General features: G+C 39.3%; 16 protein-coding genes. 10 read left to right on the top strand and 6 right to left on the bottom strand.

Going from position 1 to position 17,553, the window contains the following annotated elements:
* The first annotated feature begins 1 nt into the window (after position 1).
* Complete coding sequence (locus HLV59_RS05075) at positions 2-2,620, top strand: Lon protease family protein (protein ID WP_062849981.1); 2,619 nt, start codon at positions 2-4, stop codon at positions 2,618-2,620.
* Between the two features lie 51 nt (positions 2,621-2,671).
* Here HLV59_RS05075 and HLV59_RS05070 read toward each other — a convergent pair whose 3' ends face one another.
* The 3 genes from HLV59_RS05070 to surE form a co-directional block, all read right to left on the bottom strand.
* Positions 2,672-3,601 (bottom strand): LysR family transcriptional regulator, encoded by a 930-nt coding sequence (locus HLV59_RS05070; protein ID WP_002118686.1) that lies wholly within the window; start codon positions 3,599-3,601, stop codon positions 2,672-2,674.
* A gap of 102 nt (positions 3,602-3,703) precedes the next feature.
* Positions 3,704-4,531, bottom strand: a complete 828-nt coding sequence (locus HLV59_RS05065) for a peptidoglycan DD-metalloendopeptidase family protein (protein WP_002119027.1) — start codon at positions 4,529-4,531, stop codon at positions 3,704-3,706.
* A gap of 111 nt (positions 4,532-4,642) precedes the next feature.
* Entirely contained in the window at positions 4,643-5,413 is a 771-nt protein-coding gene (gene surE / locus HLV59_RS05060) for a 5'/3'-nucleotidase SurE (RefSeq protein WP_032055287.1), read from the bottom strand.
* Positions 5,414-5,514: 101 nt separating this feature from the next.
* Here surE and HLV59_RS05055 point away from each other — a divergent pair, with 101 nt between their 5' ends.
* The 9 genes from HLV59_RS05055 to HLV59_RS05015 all read left to right on the top strand — a co-directional run bounded on the left by HLV59_RS05055 (position 5,515) and on the right by HLV59_RS05015 (position 13,059).
* Positions 5,515-5,886, top strand: a complete 372-nt coding sequence (locus HLV59_RS05055) for an MCR_0457 family protein (RefSeq protein ID WP_151747845.1) — start codon at positions 5,515-5,517, stop codon at positions 5,884-5,886.
* 155 nt (positions 5,887-6,041) lie between these two features.
* The gene (locus tag HLV59_RS05050) at positions 6,042-6,464 is read left to right on the top strand and encodes an MCR_0457 family protein (protein ID WP_016146046.1); all 423 of its coding nucleotides are present in this window, start codon (positions 6,042-6,044) and stop codon (positions 6,462-6,464) included.
* A gap of 126 nt (positions 6,465-6,590) precedes the next feature.
* The gene (gene dacC / locus HLV59_RS05045; protein ID WP_016146047.1) at positions 6,591-7,739 is read left to right on the top strand and encodes a D-alanyl-D-alanine carboxypeptidase PBP5/6; all 1,149 of its coding nucleotides are present in this window, start codon (positions 6,591-6,593) and stop codon (positions 7,737-7,739) included.
* Positions 7,740-7,829: 90 nt separating this feature from the next.
* The gene (locus HLV59_RS05040; protein ID WP_171429446.1) at positions 7,830-8,381 is read left to right on the top strand and encodes a gamma carbonic anhydrase family protein; all 552 of its coding nucleotides are present in this window, start codon (positions 7,830-7,832) and stop codon (positions 8,379-8,381) included.
* 144 nt (positions 8,382-8,525) lie between these two features.
* Entirely contained in the window at positions 8,526-9,014 is a 489-nt protein-coding gene (locus HLV59_RS05035; RefSeq protein ID WP_016140363.1) for an NUDIX hydrolase, read from the top strand.
* A 4-nt stretch (positions 9,015-9,018) separates the two neighbouring features.
* Complete coding sequence (gene mnmA, locus HLV59_RS05030; protein WP_005073282.1) at positions 9,019-10,152, top strand: tRNA 2-thiouridine(34) synthase MnmA; 1,134 nt, start codon at positions 9,019-9,021, stop codon at positions 10,150-10,152.
* Between the two features lie 13 nt (positions 10,153-10,165).
* Complete coding sequence (hflD, locus tag HLV59_RS05025) at positions 10,166-10,897, top strand: high frequency lysogenization protein HflD (protein ID WP_031949000.1); 732 nt, start codon at positions 10,166-10,168, stop codon at positions 10,895-10,897.
* Between the two features lie 55 nt (positions 10,898-10,952).
* Complete coding sequence (gene purB, locus HLV59_RS05020) at positions 10,953-12,341, top strand: adenylosuccinate lyase (protein WP_031949001.1); 1,389 nt, start codon at positions 10,953-10,955, stop codon at positions 12,339-12,341.
* 79 nt (positions 12,342-12,420) lie between these two features.
* Entirely contained in the window at positions 12,421-13,059 is a 639-nt protein-coding gene (locus tag HLV59_RS05015; protein ID WP_057106455.1) for a DUF2238 domain-containing protein, read from the top strand.
* A 39-nt stretch (positions 13,060-13,098) separates the two neighbouring features.
* On the opposite strand, the gene blp2 is transcribed toward HLV59_RS05015, so the two are convergent.
* The 3 genes from blp2 to pstB all read right to left on the bottom strand — a co-directional run bounded on the left by blp2 (position 13,099) and on the right by pstB (position 17,552).
* The gene (blp2, locus tag HLV59_RS05010) at positions 13,099-15,285 is read right to left on the bottom strand and encodes an Ig-like repeat protein Blp2 (RefSeq protein WP_171429445.1); all 2,187 of its coding nucleotides are present in this window, start codon (positions 15,283-15,285) and stop codon (positions 13,099-13,101) included.
* A 253-nt stretch (positions 15,286-15,538) separates the two neighbouring features.
* Positions 15,539-16,501, bottom strand: a complete 963-nt coding sequence (gene sohB / locus HLV59_RS05005) for a protease SohB (protein ID WP_016146054.1) — start codon at positions 16,499-16,501, stop codon at positions 15,539-15,541.
* Positions 16,502-16,649: 148 nt separating this feature from the next.
* Positions 16,650-17,552 (bottom strand): phosphate ABC transporter ATP-binding protein PstB, encoded by a 903-nt coding sequence (gene pstB / locus HLV59_RS05000; RefSeq protein WP_031949005.1) that lies wholly within the window; start codon positions 17,550-17,552, stop codon positions 16,650-16,652.
* Position 17,553 lies beyond the last annotated feature (1 nt).

The following is a 17,553-nucleotide window of genomic DNA, read 5'->3' as shown; positions in this document are numbered from 1 at the left end:
AGTGACACAAAAACTTGATCAAGTGACCATCTCAACTTTATCACTCGCTAAAACAAACACCACAAACGTCACAATAAATGCATTTCCTTCAGCTTTTGAGCAACCTGATATAAAAATGACTTTGGATAAAACAGCCTTAAAACCCGAACAACTTACGCATATTCCAGATTTTGAAAATATTCCAGCTTCTACAAAACGTATAAAACCGCTTAATAACTTTTTAGGGCAAGACCGTGCCAAAGCATCGGTAGAAGCCGGTATTTCTTTACCTTACTCTGGCTATAATATTTTTGCAGTAGGAACAGCAGGCTTGGGTAAACGCACCATGATTAAGCGTTTACTCCAACAACATGCGAAAACGATGCCAACACCTGATGACTGGGTATATGTCTATAATTTCAAACAAGCCCGTCAACCGATTGCCCTACGTTTTCCAGCGGGACAAGGAACCAAGTTTCAACATACCCTTCATCAAACTTGGCAAATTATTTTAAAACAGCTTGAACGCCGTTTTAGTGCCGAGACCTATCATAACCGTATTGAGCGTATCCGTGAGGAAACTGGAGATGAACAGCAACAAGCGCTTGTCGAGTTAACCAAAGAAGGTGAAGAACTCGACTTAAAACTCATCTCCCGCAATGAAAAGCATGGCTTTGTACCTGTGCAAGTAAAAGATGATCAGGTACAAGAACTGACTCAAACAGAAATTGATGCTTTAAACACTAAGCAACGTGCTGAAATTGCGGCGAATGTTCGCTACATGGATAAGAAGCTTGAGCGTCTTGGTTTGCATTTAGGTGATTTAGAAGATGACGCACGTGACAAAGTCTCTGTGTTAAATCGAGACATCGCGACCCAAGTGGTTAGGCCACGCATGGATTTGATTTTAAATAAATATGGTCAAGTTAAAGGCCTTGAAGATTATTTAAAACAATATGCTCAAGATGTAATTGATAATGTTGAACTCATTTTAGAGCAAGAAGAAGATGACTTTGCTCCAGCAATGTTCAATCGCGTGCCTGCACGTTATCAGGCCAATGTAATTGTCTCAAACAAACCAAACAGTGGCGCACCGGTTATTTTTGAAGATTTCCCAACGCACTACAACTTGCTTGGTCATGTTGAACAACTTACTCACAACGGCACAATTACCACAGATTTCACTCTCATTCGCCCAGGTGCTCTACATCAAGCCAATGGTGGCTTTTTAATGCTTGAGGCCGAGCAATTACTCGAACAGCCTTATGCATGGCAGGGTTTAAAACGTGCCTTAAAATCAGGTCAGCTCAAGCTTTCTTCTCTTGAACATATGCTGACGTTAACAGGCTCTATCTCGATAGAACCTGCTGCGGTTCCGCTTGATATTAAAGTGGTTCTTATGGCGGAACCTGAAATTTATTATGAAATTTTAGAAGTAGAACCAGAGCTTGGCAGTGTATTTAAAATTCGTGCAGATTTTACCGATACTCTGCAACGTAATGACGAAAATGAACAAGCCTACATGCAGCTAATTGCTGATTATGTACAAGCGGATAAATTACTTCCGTTTGACCGTAGTGCTTTAGCAGCTTTACTTACCGATTCAAGTCGTCAGGCAGAAGACCAAAGCTCACTGTCGTTACATGCTTCTACTTTGGGCGACCTCATTCGCGAAGCACATCACCATGCTTTTAAAGCCAATGAGAAGATTGTAAGCGACCAGCACATTAACTTGGCACTACAACACAGACAGTATCGCTTAGGCTATTTAAGAGAACTTTACTGGCAAGATCTGTCACGTGGAACTCAGTTAATCGAAACTTCAGGTCATCGTTTAGGTCAAATCAATGCCCTCTCTGTCATTCACTATGCAGATGTTGAGTTTGGTTTACCTTCACGTTTGACTGCATCAGTCTATCAAGGTGGCGGCGATATTCTTGATATTGAACGTAGTGTAGAACTTGGTGGTTCACTGCATGCCAAAGGCGTGTTGCTCATGTCTAGCTTCTTGAAAGCTCACTTTGGTCGTGAACAGATTTTACATTTCTCTGCTGCTCTAGCCTTTGAACAAAGTTATGGGCAAGTAGACGGCGACAGTGCAACAGTTGCCGAGCTTTCTGCATTAATTTCTGCAATTAGCCAAATACCAATTGATCAATCTTGGGCAATTACGGGTTCTATGAACCAGTTAGGCCAAGTTCAACCAATTGGTGGTGTAAATGCAAAAATTGAAGGCTTCTATGATGCATGTAAATTACAAGGCTTAACTGGCAAACAAGGTGTCATTATTCCACGTCAAAACATGCAGCATTTGATGTTACGCCAAGATGTGATTGATGCGGTACAAAGTGGTCAATTCCATATTCATGCGATTGATACGATTGATCAAGCGCTTGAGATTTTAATGGCCCGTCCTGTCGGTACACTCGACAAAAAAGGTAAGTACAGTAAACACTCTATTTATGCTGCTGTAATGGAGCAACTCGAATATTGGCAAGCCATTGAAGATGGCGCAGAAATTGAAGAGGAGCCAAAGAAGAAAAAGAAAAATAAGAAAAAAATTAAGAAGCATGAAGAGCTTACGGCAGAAGATCTGCCGCAAGAAAGTGTAGAAGAAGTTGCAACCCTAAAACAGAAGTAATAAAAAAGGGCCTGTCAAATACAGGCCCTTTTTACTTTTAGAGGCGCAAAATTAACGAACGATTTGGATCGCTCGTCCTCCTGCTAACTGACTAAAATATTGTTTAAGTGCTTCAACACAGCGCTGAATTTTCATTGGCTGTTGGTCATGCTTGGCAACTTCTGCATACAAAGTAAAAGTTGGTAATTTCCAATCTGGCATGAGTTCAATTAAAGAACCATTTTTTAACTCTTTTTGAGCATCTAAATATAAAATTCTTGCAATACCATGTCCTTGCTGACATAACGCTTTTGCAACTTGTAAATTATTGCTCTGCAAACGGCTTTGCATTTCAACATTCAGTGTTTCGCCCGTTTTTACATGTTGAAAATGGAAATGGTGCGCGTCATTCATGACATTAATTGATAATAACTCATGATCTCTTAAATCATTAGGATGCACAATTGGACTAGATTGATTCAGATAACTTGGAGAAGCTACTAAAATCTGATCGACAAAAGCCATCGGAATGACAGAGCTGCTTTCTTCTACCGGCGTAGAACTCATGCGCACTGCAATATCAATTCGCTCTTCAATTAAGTCGATATAACGATGCCCAACTTCAAAATGCACAGATAAACCGCGATGAGCTGACATCCAGTGAGATAACGCAGGAATGAGGTGCTGAACTGCTAAATCAGGAGTAGTTGCGATACGCAAATCCCCAATTAAGTCATCCCTCAACTCATTAATTCTGATTTTCCCCCTTTCAGCAGCCGCCAACATTTCTTGACAGCTTGAAAAAAAAGCCTGTCCGGCTTCTGTCAAACTGAGTTTACGCGTGGAGCGATGTAATAGAATTACATCCATTTCATGCTCAAGGGATCGAATCTGCTGGCTCACCGCACTTGTTGTAATTCCTAATTCACGTGCCGCACCACTAAATGAACTTTTTTCAACCACACAAGCAAAAACACCCATCGCACGAAGCTGATCTAACATAGGTTTCCTCAAATCTAATTCTAAATTTATAAAAAAATGCTTATTGTTGTAATGAAAGCAACCAATTATATTATACGAGGAAACCTAAGTTTTATGCATTAGCTATTTTGGTAAAAGATTTATAGGATTAATTGGTTTTCCATCCAAACGGATCTGGAACTCAAGCATGACCTGAGAAGCCCCAGTAGAGCCCATCTCGGCAATTTTTTGTCCAGCAGTTACATTGTCACCGCTTTTCACCAACATCTTGCTATTGTGGGCATAGGCACTGATATAGCCGTCAATATGCTTAATTAAAACCAGATTGCCGTATTCTTTTAAGCCATCAGCTGCGTAGACAACTTGACCATCTGCTGCGGCATAAATAGGGTCACCCTGATTTCCACCATAACGGATTCCTTTGACATTATTTGCCAAATTAAACCCTTGAATCACTGGCCCATTATTCGGTTTTATCCAGCGTAAACTAGAATTTGGTGCAACCGAAGTCACTGTCGTATTCGTTGACGGTGCGGTCGTTGTAGGCTGAGTTACTGGTGTAACAGGTTGTGTGGTTGGTAGAGCAATGGTTTGACGTTTGATTTGCTCAGGTTGTGCCATGACTTGCGTAGATACTGTTCTTGGTGAAGAACCTTTCTTCAAACGCAAAGACTGATTAACATAAATACGATATGGCGGAGCAATATCATTCATTTCGGCAATACTAATATAGTCGAGGCCATAACGCATTGCGATACCACTTAAAGTATCACCTGAACGAACTGTGTAATAGTTAGGAGCCATTGCATAGCGAGAACTATTATTAATTTGCGGTTTAGAAGCACACCCTGCCATAGCAACGGTAAAACCTACAGCCACAGACAACAACATAATTTTCATTATTTTGTCTTTTTGGATATGCACTCTGCTTTGTTGCCCAATTAAATGCATTGATCTCCCTCACTAAATGCTACAAATCATTTCGGCTAAGAGTACCAAAAAAGTAAGAGGAAACACGTTCCTCTTTTTCTTTATTCACAAAGTTATAACATTCGAGGCAAATTATTGACTCAAACTGATCTGTAAATCTTCTAAAACAGCGTAATTTGTTGCATCCATTTGAATAGGGGTAACACTTACATAACCGTTTGCAACGGCAAAGAAATCAGATTGAATCTGGCTAGAAACACGTTGCGGATCTGTAACCGCCTCACCTGCTAGTCCAATCCAGTAAACTTGACGGCCTCGTGGATCGACATGACTGGTAATAGGCTTAGATTGAGCACGGCGACCTTGATATGTAATCTGCGCCCCTTTTAACTGCGGTACGTCAGGAATATTGATATTAAAGATATGTCGCGGAGGCAAAGCTGGTAATCCGCTTGCAATAAAATCATGTACCCACTGAGCAGCCTGAGCATAATCTTCTTTATTGTTATAGGCACGCACATCAGGACCTGCTAAAGACACAGCGATTGCAGGTTGTTTCATTAAACGACCTTCAAATGCAGCACCGACTGTTCCCGAATATAAAACGTCATCACCTAAGTTTGCGCCACTATTGATTCCGCTCACGACCAAGTCAAACTCAAAATCAAACAAACCATTCATGGATAAATAAACACAATCTGCTGGTGTACCATTCACTGCCCAGACATCTTCGGCAATTTGAATGGGGCGTAATGGTCGATCCAATGTTAATGCACTTGAAAAACCACTTCTTTCACTTTCTGGTGCAACCACAACCACGCGTCCAAGTGGTCTTAATGCTTCAGCTAAAGCCTGTATACCTGGCGCAAAAACACCGTCATCATTCGCTATCAAAATATTCACTAAAATCTTTCTCTACAAATAAACCTAAAGGTTTTCACAATTGAATTATTTGTTGAATTATATATATTTATGCCTCCATAGCATTATAAAATTGTGAAAAAATGAAAACTTTCGCTCCTTTTTTTCAGGTATTGGGGATCAGTATCACATTGTGTACGCAAGCGGTTTTTGCAGATGAGGATATCTCAACACAAGAGGCTGATAGCTTAATTAAAGATGACATTGCCGCAACACAAGTTTTGCAGGAAATCTGCCCGGCTTTTGTAGGAGCAAATAAAAAACTTGAGTCAAATGCTCAAAAAATTACTGCAATGTATCTAAGTGGTTATTCAAATAAATCAATGACCTTAGCGACTCTACAAAACGATGCTGAATTTAAAACTTTATTAAATGAAGCACGTCTTGCGGCCAAACAAATGGACCATCATGAGCAACATGAGCTCTGCGAAGAGATTGTTAATTATAAGGAATAGATCTTACTCTTTTGTGATATAGAGACTTAGCCATTTTTGGTTTTCTGTTTTGGCATTAAGCAGAAAACCAACATAACAATACATTTTTTCCATTTTTTTAAAATCTAAATTGGTTAAGCTAAGCGGATATTTGAAAATTTTATTTTGGGTTATCAATGTTTATGAAGAAAAGCTTAGTTCAATCGCTCTCTTTGGTTTTACTTATGAGCATGGCAACAGTTGGTTTTGCTGCTGATAAGAAGAAAACAACTGAAAAGAAAACCGAAAATGAAAATGTTGTTGAAGTGACTCCACAACAAGGCACAACTCCCGAAGAATTAGCAGCAATCCAAGTGCTTTCTGAAATTTGCCCAGATCTTATAGGTAAAAAAGACACTGATTTTGCTCAAGGTTATGAACGTTTAGTTAAAGACTACCTACCAAATGAGTCTGATGCCGTTTCTGCATTAGAAAAACGTAGTAAAGACAAAGGGTTCAAAAAATACTTAAAAGAAGCTCGTAAAGATGCAAAAGCTGCGGGTGATGAGCAAAACACTTTAGTTTGCCAAGACGTGAAAGCATATCAATCGCAAAACTAAATTAGCAAAAAACTCTTGAGTTACAATACTGTTTGAAAAAGCCGACTTCCCCCATAGAAGTCGGCTTTGCTTTATCCTAAAATGCTAGGCTCTTCTGCTTCATACAAGATATTGGAATTACCTAGAATGACTCGAAAAAGCGCTATTGCTGCACTACTCCTCTTACCAAGTTTTTCTTATGCAGCAACTGTCTTATCAGCTCCGCCAGAATTAAATAATAAGTCTTATGTATTAATGGATTATGAGACAGGACAAATTCTCGCTTCTAAAAATGAAAACGAAAAGCTTGCACCTGCGTCTATGACAAAAATGATGACCAGTTACATCATTGAACAAAAATTATTAAAAGGTGAACTGACTGAAAATGAACAGGTTCGTATGAACGAGTCTGCGTGGTGTAAAGGAAGTAGCTCTGAATCGTGTATGTACGTTCCTTTAAATGGCACAGCAACTGTTCTAGAAATGCTTCGCGGTATTATTATCCAGTCAGGTAATGATGCATCAAAAGCAATGGCTGAACATATTGCCGGAAATGAAGGCACGTTTGCTCATATGATGAATCAGGAAGCAAAACGTATCGGCATGGTAAACACTCAGTTTATTAACTCAACCGGTATGCCTGCTGAAGGACACTATTCAACTGCAAAAGATATGGCTGTTTTAGCCCAACATATTATTAAAGACAGTTCAAAATACTACCCAATTTATTCTGAAAAAGAATTTACTTTTAATGGTATTAAACAAGGTAACCGTAATGCCTTGCTTTACACAGACCCAAGTGTAGATGGTTTAAAAACAGGTCATACAGATGAAGCGGGTTACTGCTTAACCACTTCAAGTAAACGCGGTCCAATGCGTTTAGTTTCAGTGATTTTTGGTACTCCAAGCATGTCTGAACGTGCTGACCAAACTCGTGCATTACTGGCTTGGGGTTTCGCTAACTTTGAAACTGCAAATGTTCAACCAGCAAATCAAGTTCTTGCAAAAGCAAAAGTTTGGTTTGGTAAAGAAGATGAAGTTCAAGTTGGTTTAGCTGAAAACTTTAGTGTGACTATGCCTAAAGGCAAAGCCAACGGTATTAAAACTCAACTGGTGGTTCAACCTAACTTAAATGCACCCCTTCAAAAAGGTCAGGTTGTGGGTAAACTTGTTGCTAGCCTAGATGGCAAAGTAATTGCTGAAAAGCCATTAGTTGCATTAAAGCCAGTTGAAGAAGCAGGCTTCTTTGCTCGTTTAATCGACCATATCAAACAATTCTTCAGCAACTTATTCTAATTTTTGAATAGGTGAATTAAGCACTCATGCTATTTAGCCTGAGTGCTTTTTTATTTTATAATTCGACTAAATTTTATTTCGATACTACTCATGGCAAAGAACGTTCGTCCTTATCTTGAACACCACCCTCAAGTAGATTCAACCTGTTATATCGATGATATGGCGGTTGTGGTTGGTGACGTTAGCTTAGCTGAAAATGTTTCTGTCTGGCCTTTTGCAGTCATCCGTGGTGACGTAAATAGTATTCAAATTGGCAAAAACAGTAACGTACAAGACCATTGTATGTTGCACGTTAGCCATAAAAATGACGCTAAACCGAATGGTTCACCTCTGATTATTGGTGAAGATGTAACAGTTGGCCACCATGTGACCTTACATGGCTGCACCATCGGTAACCGTGTTTTAGTCGGAATCAATACCGTTATTTTAGATGATGTGGTGATTGAAGATGATGTGATGATTGGTGCGGGAAGTTTAGTTCCGCCACGCAAAATCTTAAAAAGTGGCTATCTCTATGTAGGAAGTCCTGTACAACAAGTACGACCACTCACCGAAAAGGAACTTGCATTTCTTCCTTATTCAGCAAGACATTACGTAAAAGTGCAAAATAATCATAAAGCTGCACAAGCAAATCAGGATTAATCATCTACCTTGTTTGTGAGTAATAAAAATTCTGCTTTTTAAACGATATGGTTTTGTCGTATTGCTCATATCGTTTAGCAGATCACCGTAGCCAAAAACCCCTAAATTTCGTATTATACGTCTTTTAAATCATGGTGCTTTTTTATGGCCGCATGGACTCCTCATGTCACCGTTGCTACAGTCGTAGAAAAAGACGGACGCTATCTGTTTGTTGAAGAGCATAGCGAAGGTTTTGTGCACACAGTATTTAACCAACCTGCCGGTCATGTGGAGTGTGGTGAGTCATTAACTGAAGCTGCCATTCGAGAAACACTTGAAGAAACAGGTCATCATGTTGAAATTGATGCCTTGCTTGGTATTTATACTTATACCCCACCCATGTTTCCCGACCGCACATATTACCGCTTCTGTTTTCTAGCACATGTCACTCAAGTTGAAAGTAATCCTCAACTTGATACAGATATTGTCGCTGCTGTGTGGATGACACCAGATGAACTCAAAGAATCTGCCCGTGCCCGTAGTCCTCTTGTGCTAAAAGCAGTTGAAGATGCTATGAAAGGCCACCATTATCCTCTATCGCTTATTTATGAGCACCCCTTCTCTCCCTCATTAACTTCTCATTTGGATGCCTAGTCCTATGCAACAACGTGTCATCGTCGGTATGTCTGGTGGTGTAGACTCTTCTGTTTCTGCAGCACTTTTACTTCAACAGGGTTATCAGGTTGAAGGTCTTTTCATGAAGAACTGGGAGGAAGACGACGGCACGGAATACTGTACAGCAATGGAAGACCTAGCCGATGCTCAAGCAGTAGCTGATAAAATTGGAATTAAGCTGCATACAGCAAACTTTGCTATGGAATATTGGGATCGAGTATTTGAGCTTTTCCTAGCTGAATATGCTGCTGGTCGCACACCAAACCCAGATATTTTATGTAATAAAGAAATTAAATTCCGTGCATTTTTAGATCATGCAATGACTTTAGGTGCAGACTTTATCGCGACTGGTCATTACGCACGTCGGGGTGAAACTGCCTATAACTCTAAAGGCGAAGCATACGCACCATTATTACGTGGTGTAGATAACAATAAAGACCAAACTTATTTCTTGCACGCTGTTCATGGTAGAGAAATTAATAAAACTTTATTCCCTGTAGGCGAAATCGAAAAACCTGAAGTTCGCCGAATTGCAGAAGAACTTGATCTTGCTACAGCCAAGAAAAAAGACTCAACAGGAATCTGTTTTATTGGGGAACGTCGTTTTAATGACTTCCTTAAACAATATTTGCCCGCTCAACCGGGGAAAATCGTACTTGATACAGGTAAAGAAGTTGGTGAACATCACGGTCTGATGTACTATACGCTCGGTCAACGTGGCGGAATTGGTCTAGGTGGTTTGAAAGGTGCAGCTGAAGGTGCATGGTTCGTACTACATAAAGATCTTGCCAATAATCGCCTCGTTGTTGGTCAGGGACATGAGCACCCACTCATGCAAAGTACTCAACTTTGGAGTGAGTCAATTGACTGGGTAGCTGGTGAGCAAAATATTCCCGTTGAAGGATTGCGATGTACAGCGAAAACACGCTATCGCCAACCTGATCAGGCATGTACAATTTTTATTGATGAAAACACTGAACACGGTGTTCGCGTTGAGTTTGATGAACCTCAGCGTGCTGTTACACCGGGTCAAAGCGTTGTATTTTATTCAGATGAAGTTTGCTTAGGCGGGGGTGTCATTCACCACACAAATGCCCCTACACCAAATTTTATTTAAGGGAATGAATGGCATGGTGGAGTTACCATTTCAACAATCACAAGCCTTGAATGTTCGACAAAACCGTGCCCTTGCCTTGGCTGGGGTATTTCAGGCCACCCAGCTCACCCATATGACAGCCATGACGGGTCAGCAAAGTATTGGTGAAAGTGGTAACTTCTATTTTGAGCTGTTAATTAAAGCAAGTTTAAATATTCGCCCCACAGCCAACAATGGTGTTCAAACCTTAGATTTTTTTAATCAGTTGGCAGATATTTCTTTAGGGCTTAAAACACTCGAAAATTGTATTACTCAACCTTTTACAAACATGCCTAAATCGCGCCTCCCCAAAATGGGCACGGCAAAACTTCCAATGTCCTACGCGATGTCGCTTTTACAGCTAGAAAAAAAGGTTTATAGCAACCCTGAATATGTCGCAATCATTGAAAAAGCTCAGCAGAAAATTTTAAAACAGTTGTCTTTTTTTGATAATAACTATTTACACCCAAGCATTTTAGCCAATTTAGCACAAACTTATGTTGATACTGCCGGGCAGATTAACCCCCGCATTTTAGTTCGTGGCAATGCAGAAGCTTTTAAAGATACCAACCATACTAACCGCATCCGTGCTTGTCTGTTTACTGGCTTGCAAATGGCCCATTTATGGCGACAACTCGGCGGTAGTTCGTGGAACATGATTTTTAGCAAACGTAAGTTGCTTCAGGATATTCAAGCACTTGCTCGTTTACAGTACCAAGTCGTTTAAGACTATAAACGAGATTTTTTTAGTTTTATGTTTATTCCAACATTAAGGAATCGTTATGAACGCTTTAACCGCTCTATCACCATTAGATGGACGTTATGCCAGCAAATGTGATGCGCTACGCCCTTTTCTTTCTGAGTTTGGTTTAATCCATGCTCGTGTCACTGTAGAAGTGCGTTGGTTACAAGCACTTTCTAACCGTCCGGAAATTGTTGAAGTTGCTCCTTTCTCAAATGAAACAAATGCAGCTTTAGATGCAATTGTTAGCAACTTTTCTGAAGAAGATGCTAACCGTATTAAAGAAATTGAACGTACGACTAATCATGATGTAAAAGCAGTTGAGTACTTCTTAAAAGAGAAGATCGCGGGGATTACTGAATTACAAAATGCGGGTGAATTCATTCACTTTGCATGTACTTCAGAAGACATCAACAACTTGTCTCACGCGCTTATGCTTAAAAACGGTCGTGAAGTTTTAGTATCAAGCATGAAGCAAATCCTTAATGCAATCTCTGCTTTGGCAACGACTCACGCAGAACAACCAATGTTGTCTCGCACACACGGTCAAACTGCTAGCCCAACAACTTTGGGTAAAGAAATGGCAAACGTGGCATACCGTTTAGCTCGTCAGATCAAACAATTTGAAAATGTTGAGTTACTTGGCAAAATCAATGGTGCTGTAGGTAACTACAATGCTCACCTTTCTGCTTATCCAGATGTTGATTGGGCTGCTCACGCACAAGCTTTTGTTGAATCTTTAGGTTTAACATTCAACCCTTATACAACTCAAATCGAACCACATGACTACATGGCAGAGTTGTTTGATGCGTTACGTCGTTTCAATACGATTTTAATCGACTTTAACCGTGACGTATGGGGTTACATCTCTCTAGGTTACTTCAAACAAAAACTGAAAGAAGGCGAAGTTGGTTCATCAACTATGCCACACAAAGTTAACCCAATTGACTTTGAAAACTCTGAAGGTAACTTAGGTATTGCAAATGCAGTATTGGCTCACTTAGGTGAAAAATTACCAATTTCACGCTGGCAGCGCGACTTAACTGACTCAACTGTATTACGTAATATGGGTGTTGGTTTTGCGCAAAGCTTGATTGCTTTCGATGCGTGCTTAAAAGGTGTTGGTAAACTTGAGTTAAATGCAAACCGTTTAAATGAAGATTTAGACCAAGCTCAAGAAGTTTTAGCTGAACCAATTCAAACTGTAATGCGTCGCTACAACATTGAAAAACCATACGAAAAATTAAAAGCATTAACTCGTGGTCAAGCAATGACTCGTGACATGATGGTTAATTTCGTAAATGGTGATGAACTTTCTCAAGTACCAAGCGAAGAACGTGCGCGTTTAGCTGAACTTACTCCTGCAACTTACACAGGTAATGCCGCTGAACAAGCGAAACAAATTAACGATTTAATTAGCAAAATCTAATTAAAAAGTTTACAAAAAGCGGAGCTTAGGCTTCGCTTTTTTATTACACTGATATAAATCACAATAAAGACTTTATAAAATGATCGAAAAACAATTCAAACTTAAACACTATATTGCTCTTGGCCTGCTTTTGATTGCGATTGTCATTTCAGCTATTCAGCCTCTTGAATTTGAAGCCTATTTACTTCACCAAGTGGGCACTGTGTTTATGCTGATTTTGCTCTTTATTATTTTTAAGAAGATTGGACTCGATTTTTTAAGTTTCACATTCTATTTGCTGTTTTTGCTCATCCATATTGTTGGTGCACACTACCTGTATTCATACGTCCCATACAATGATTGGATACAACAGGCATTCAATTTCAATTTAGATCAATATATGGGTTGGTCCCGTAATATGTATGATCGTTTGGTTCATCTTGCCTGTGGTGTTTTACTCTACCCTCTTACTTATCGCGTGTTCCAAGTGTGGTTACCCTCAGCAAAGCCATTTAGTCTATTTTTGCTAGTGGTTCAATTTGTAATGGCATCAAGTGTTTTATATGAACTTATTGAATGGGCAATTGCTATTGGATTATCTCCGGAAGAAGCTGAGAATTACAATGGACAACAAGGTGATATGTGGGATGCCCATAAAGATATGCTGTTAGCGACCATTGGTGCCATTCTCTATGGAATTCCAGCACTCATGATTCCATCTAAAACAAATAACTCATAAATAAAAAAAGCGCTCAATGAGCGCTTTTTTAAGACTATTTTAAACAACAGGATAGGTTTGTTCTAAAAGGCTTTGTAAAACTGAAGAAGTTGTATCAGGTAGAACATGCTCAAGATTGGCTGTCGTATTGCTAGCGTTGGTAGGTATATCACTTTGATCATTTACCTGAGTAGGCTTTAATGCCGCTGAAGACAAAAGTGTTTCAATTGGGTCTGGTTCACTAGACGTAGAGCTTTTTAACAAATCATCTACTGGCACAGATTTCTGCTGCTGAGTATCCGTTTCATTTATTGTGCTATGTACTAACTTTAATGTATTTAACCCAACACTATCAGCAACAGATACAGTTTCTGTATGAGCAGTATCAACTACTACATCACTTAAACTTGCAGTCTTTGGAGCGACCACATAAAACGTAAATGGCGAGCTCACTTCACTTGTAAGTCCTGCCGCATCTGTCTGAGTTAGAGTAATGGTATGTTTACCAATCGCTAAGTCTTTATCGAGTGTAAAGCTCCATGATCGACCACTACTTACATTTACAATCCCAATAGCAACACCATTATCATAAATGGTTAAAGTTGCATTTGCCTCACCAGAGCCTGTGAGCTTTGGTCTTGCATCATCAGTTTCTGAACCAGCAGTAATGGCGCCCTTTAGTGCACCAACATCATCATCCACACTGTTTAAGACAGGTTTTGCAGGTGGTGTGGTATCCTTAGTACCAATAATATCAAGAACCTCAGATTTATTTCCTGCACTATCCATAGCCGAAACTGAAGCATGTTTGTTATCAGTTAAAGCTGGCGAAATGGTAATTGTAAATTTGCCGTTTGCATCTGCCGTTCCCGTACCAATGACCTTACCTGTTGTATCTTTAATTTCAACTTTTGCATTTGCTTCGGTTGTACCTGTTACCGTTGTGCCATCAGCATTGATTTGAGCAACGGGTTTATCAGGTGCAATAGAATCATAACTTGGAGAAATTTCTAAGGGCTTTGACGTATTACCTGCTGCATCTTCAACAACAACGGTTGCCTTTTGTGATTCTTTTAATGCTGGGGAAAGCGTGATTTGAAATTCGCCTTGAGCGTTTGCGGTACCCGTACCAATCACTTTACCATCAGCATCTTTTATTTGAACTTTTGCATTAGGCTCAGTTTGTCCTTCAACCGTGGTACCTTCTTTATTGACTTCAATTAAAGGAACATCTGGAGCGAAAGTATCCTTTCCGGCAATAATTTTAGTTGGTTCAGATTTATTGCCTGCAGCATCTTCAGCTATAACTTTTCCACCTGTGTCACTCGTCAATGGAGGAGTAAGCTTTAAAGAAAAAATACCATCTTTATTTGCAGTTACAGTACCTAATACCTTATCACTAGCATCATAAACAGTAATTTTTGCATTTGCTTCGGCTTTACCTGTTACCAATGAGCCATCATCACTCAGCTGAGTTTGGGGAGCATCTGGACCAATTGTGTCTTTCGTACCTGTAATCGAAGCAGCACTGGACTCACTGCCACCTTCACTTTGAGCTGAAACATTTAATTTATTTCCATCTGTCAAAGGTTTATCGAGCTTAATCGTAAAATTACCACTTGCATCTGCGTTACCTGAAGCAATTACATTTCCACTTAAATCTTTAATATAAATTTTTGCATTAGCTTCGGCTTTACCAGTGACCGTAACAGCGTCATCTGCAAGTTTTACTTCTGTTGGTTTCGCAGTGGTTGGAACATTAACAGGTGAATCATCTTTGTCATCGTTATCAAAAGCCCATAGATATAGACCTTCGGCAGCTAAAACTGCCAAACCTGCTTTTAGGACGTTACCCATCGAAAAAGTTGGGGAATCATCAACTGCCATTGTCGAGGCTGGTTGACTGGTGCCGGTATAGGCTAAATCTGTGACATGGTTTAAACCTGTATAGTCGATCACCTTACCCTGAGCATCAAATTGTGCTTCAACAAATTTTCCATGTTCAGTCGGAAGAACAAGTGAATGTTCTGTTGTATTCGTTGCTTCATTAAAGAAATTTTCTAAAACAATGCTCTCTCCATTTTTTAAATGGATGACTAGACTTCCACCCTGTTTTTCCACCGATGCTATATCTTTTTGACTAACGCCAATTTGAATAATAGAAGGTTTACTTAAAACAACTTTATTGAGCTGACCATCTTGCAGAACGTCCAAACCCTCTTTGGATGCTACAATTATTCTTGTCATTATTTCCTGTCCTAAATTTCAGTTATATTTTTAAATGTCTAACTTTTTAAATATTTCATTTAAAAGCTATTTTATTGCTGTTTAAAATATCAAAGTCAGGTGTTTATCACAATTCAAAAATTATATTTATCAATAATTATTTTTTACTTTCTATTAAAAATCTAAGCGTATTTAATAAGGCAACTGTGAATATTAACTTTATAAAAAAACCAGCATTTAAGCTGGTCTTTTATAACATTTGAATTATATAAACTTATAGTTTTGGATCACGTACCTGCACAAGCGTCGTATTGGCTTTTGCAAGGCTCTCCATTACTTTACTCATCACAGCCGGAATCAAACCATCTGCCATTTGCGCTGCTTGCAAACCTAGCTTTTCACCCAAGGTCGCTTTCTTACGTGTATTAATGACGTATACATCGTGTTGAGGCAAAAGACCCAACAAATATTCATCAGATGTTTGCAGTTTATCAACTAGGTTTAGATCTAGAGCATCTTCACCATACCAATGCTCACCTGTAGCCACTTTATCAACATTAAGCTGTGGGCGATACTTTTCTACAAAGTGCTTAAATAACACATGAGTTTGTTGTAGCTCTTCTTCAAACTTCGCTTTACCTTCAGGCGTATTTTCACCAAACATAGTTACAGTACGCTTATATTGCCCTGCTGTATAAAGCTCAAAGTCCACGTTATGTTCTTTTAAAAGACGATTAAAGTTTGGAACTTGAGCAACCACACCAATTGAACCCACAATAGCAAACGGCGCAGTAATAATTTCATTTGCAATACATGCCATCATATAACCGCCACTTGCAGCGACCTTATCAACACAGATAGTCAAATGGAAGCCTGCATCGCGTAAACGAACCAATTGAGCTGCTGCTAAACCATAACCATGGACCATACCGCCAGGGCTTTCAAGACGAACGACAACACGGTCACGTCCTGCTTTAGCAGTTGCTAAAATGAGGGTAATTTCTTCACGTAAGTTTTCAACTGCCGAAGCTTGGATATCGCCTTTGAAATCTAAAACAAAAATTTTCTGATTATTTTTACGGCGGATTTTTGCTTCTTTCACAAGTTGTTGAGCTAATTGTAATAACTCTAAACGGCTTGCAGTTGTTTGTGCAATTTTTTTTCTCTGTTCGTTTACACGTGCATTTAAATGACTAACACGTATTTCTGCAGGGAGTTTAGGCAAATGGAATAACATAAAATTCTAAGCTCATAAGTTATCTTTTATAGCCTTAAGATGTGGTCCTTTTGATTAAAATTCAATAGCGTTTTTGCAAAATAGAGTCATTTTCATTTATAGAATAAAAAAAAGAGCACATGGCTCTTTTTCTTGTATGACTTACGAATCAACCGAAGCGTCCAGTAATATACGCTTCTGTTAACTGATGGTCAGGCTGAGTAAAGACTTTTTCAGTTGAGTTGACTTCAATCAAATCACCTAAATGGAAATAAGCGGTACGATCAGAAACACGTGCAGCTTGTTGCATTGAGTGAGTCACAATTACAATCGTGTATTGATTCGACAATTCAGAAATCAATTCTTCTACTTTTGCTGTTGCGATTGGATCGAGTGCAGAACACGGCTCATCCATTAAAATCACTTCAGGACTGACCGCAATAGTACGTGCAATACATAAACGCTGTTGCTGACCACCTGATAAACCTGTACCTGGTTGGTTCAAACGGTCTTTAACCTCTTCCCACAAACCCGCTTTACGTAAACTGTTTTCAACAATTTCTTCAAGGTCGTACTTATCACGTGCTAAACCATGAAGTTTAGGACCATAAGCCACGTTGTCAAAAATAGATTTAGGGAACGGATTTGGCTTTTGGAATACCATTCCAACCTGAGCACGCAATAATACAACGTCTAGATTTGGATCATAAATATTGTGATTGTCGAGTGTAATTTTACCTGTTACTCGGCAACCATCAATGGTGTCATTCATACGGTTTAAAGTACGAAGGAAAGTCGATTTACCACAACCTGACGGACCAATAAACGCGATTACTTCGTTTTGGTAAATATCTAGATCAATACCTTTAATGGCTTCAAAATCACCATAATAAACATGGGCATCTTGTGCACTAATCTTGATTTCGGTCGAGTTCTGCTTTTTTGAAGCATGTGGTTCAAAATGCGAAACATACGAAGTGCCATGGTTCAGCGGTTTATCTGTAAATTGCGATTGTTCAGTATTCACTAACTTATCCTTTTCTAAGGAATTCGTAATATCAATAGTATTCATG

The sequence above is a fragment of the Acinetobacter lactucae genome (assembly GCF_013122135.1).
In the GTDB taxonomy this organism is placed as follows: Bacteria; Pseudomonadota; Gammaproteobacteria; order Pseudomonadales; family Moraxellaceae; genus Acinetobacter; species Acinetobacter lactucae.
Note: the sequence above shows the minus strand (reverse complement) of the source record. Positions and strands in the feature narration are given on the sequence as shown.

Bases quoted from the DNA above. Each gene is read 5' to 3' on its own strand.
- HLV59_RS05055 (WP_151747845.1), top strand. From the start codon at position 5,515: ATGAAAACTTTCGCTCCTTTTTTTCAGGTATTGGGGATCAGTATCACA.
- HLV59_RS05035 (WP_016140363.1), top strand. From the start codon at position 8,526: ATGGCCGCATGGACTCCTCATGTCACCGTTGCTACAGTCGTAGAAAAA.
- mnmA (WP_005073282.1), top strand. From the start codon at position 9,019: ATGCAACAACGTGTCATCGTCGGTATGTCTGGTGGTGTAGACTCTTCT.
- HLV59_RS05070 (WP_002118686.1), bottom strand. From the start codon at position 3,601: ATGTTAGATCAGCTTCGTGCGATGGGTGTTTTTGCTTGTGTGGTTGAA.
- HLV59_RS05065 (WP_002119027.1), bottom strand. From the start codon at position 4,531: ATGCATTTAATTGGGCAACAAAGCAGAGTGCATATCCAAAAAGACAAA.
- pstB (WP_031949005.1), bottom strand. From the start codon at position 17,552: ATGAATACTATTGATATTACGAATTCCTTAGAAAAGGATAAGTTAGTG.
- HLV59_RS05015 (WP_057106455.1), top strand. From the start codon at position 12,421: ATGATCGAAAAACAATTCAAACTTAAACACTATATTGCTCTTGGCCTG.
- blp2 (WP_171429445.1), bottom strand. From the start codon at position 15,285: ATGACAAGAATAATTGTAGCATCCAAAGAGGGTTTGGACGTTCTGCAA.
- dacC (WP_016146047.1), top strand. From the start codon at position 6,591: ATGACTCGAAAAAGCGCTATTGCTGCACTACTCCTCTTACCAAGTTTT.
- purB (WP_031949001.1), top strand. From the start codon at position 10,953: ATGAACGCTTTAACCGCTCTATCACCATTAGATGGACGTTATGCCAGC.
- sohB (WP_016146054.1), bottom strand. From the start codon at position 16,501: ATGTTATTCCATTTGCCTAAACTCCCTGCAGAAATACGTGTTAGTCAT.
- HLV59_RS05040 (WP_171429446.1), top strand. From the start codon at position 7,830: ATGGCAAAGAACGTTCGTCCTTATCTTGAACACCACCCTCAAGTAGAT.
- hflD (WP_031949000.1), top strand. From the start codon at position 10,166: ATGGTGGAGTTACCATTTCAACAATCACAAGCCTTGAATGTTCGACAA.
- HLV59_RS05050 (WP_016146046.1), top strand. From the start codon at position 6,042: ATGTTTATGAAGAAAAGCTTAGTTCAATCGCTCTCTTTGGTTTTACTT.